Consider the following 1,005-nt stretch of genomic DNA (forward strand, 5'->3'; position numbering starts at 1 on the left):
AGAGCCACCACGTCCGAGGGCACCATGTAGGCGGGCAGCTCGCGTGCCGCGAACGCGGCGACGCCTGGCCCAAGCCCGCTACCCTGCTGCGAATGGCGGGGAGACGACGGGCGAAGCGACACCCAGATCAACGACTTCGTCGCCAACACCAGCGCCGTCGTCGGAGAGAACGAGCAACCGCTGACCGACGCGCTGCTGCGCCTGATCACGATCACCGCGCAGATGCGCGACCATGCCCGCGGACTCACCGAGATCGTCGACATCGCACCGCTGTTCCTCGACAACCTCGGCAACGCGGTCAGTCCCGAGGCCAAGGCGGTGCGCCTGCACCTGCTGACGGACAAAAGCCTGCTCGACAACGAGTTGCTCGCGCTGTTCTGCCAGCGGGTCGAGCTAAGGGCCGACGGATGCCGGACCGGCAAGCTCCAGGACTTCGGGCCCGACTTCGGACTGTTCGCCGCACTGCTGGGACTGACCCGATGAGGCCCCAGCTCGCCCGCGCGGTGGTCCTGGCGCTGGCGGCCTGCTCGGTCGCGGGCTGCACGGTGACCGTCGACTCCATGCCGCTGCCCAAGCCCGGCCTCGACGGCCCCACCTACACGGTGCGGGCGCTGTTCGACAACGCGCTGAACCTGCCCGATCGCGCGCACGTGAAGACCGGCGGGACCGACATCGGCGTCGTCACCGGCCTCGACACCACCGATTTCGTGGCCACCGTCGACCTGGAGATCCGCGCGGATGTTCGGCTGCCGCGCGGATCGCGGGCCGAACTCCGCCAGCCGACCCCGCTCGGCGACATCTACGTCGCGATCGTGCTGCCCGAACTCCGTTCCGGCACACCGATGCTCGCCGACGGCGATGTGATCGATCGGGACCACACCTCTGCGGGCGCCTCGGTCGAGGAACTGATGATGTCGCTGTCGATGCTGCTCAACGGCGGCGCGCTCAGCCAGGTGGCCCGGATCACCAGCGAGTCGAACTCGATGTTCGCGGGCCGCGGTCCCC

The 1,005-nt window shown here is 69.3% G+C and carries 3 protein-coding genes; 2 read left to right on the forward strand and 1 reads right to left on the reverse strand.

Features of this window, described 5'->3' with window-relative positions; all coding sequences use genetic code 11:
• Positions 1-215: hypothetical protein (locus ACWDNU_RS47290; protein WP_449673640.1), on the reverse strand; the 215-nt coding region annotated here is incomplete at its 3' end.
• A gap of 7 nt (positions 216-222) precedes the next feature.
• Here ACWDNU_RS47290 and ACWDNU_RS47295 point away from each other — a divergent pair.
• The gene (locus tag ACWDNU_RS47295) at positions 223-483 is read left to right on the forward strand and encodes a hypothetical protein (protein WP_449673641.1); all 261 of its coding nucleotides are present in this window, start codon (positions 223-225) and stop codon (positions 481-483) included.
• Positions 480-1,005, forward strand: a 526-nt coding sequence (locus ACWDNU_RS47300; protein WP_449673642.1) for an MlaD family protein, incomplete at its 3' end; no start/stop codon positions are given. The genes ACWDNU_RS47295 and ACWDNU_RS47300, both read left to right, overlap by 4 nt.

It is taken from the genome of Amycolatopsis sp. NPDC003676, assembly GCF_053587275.1.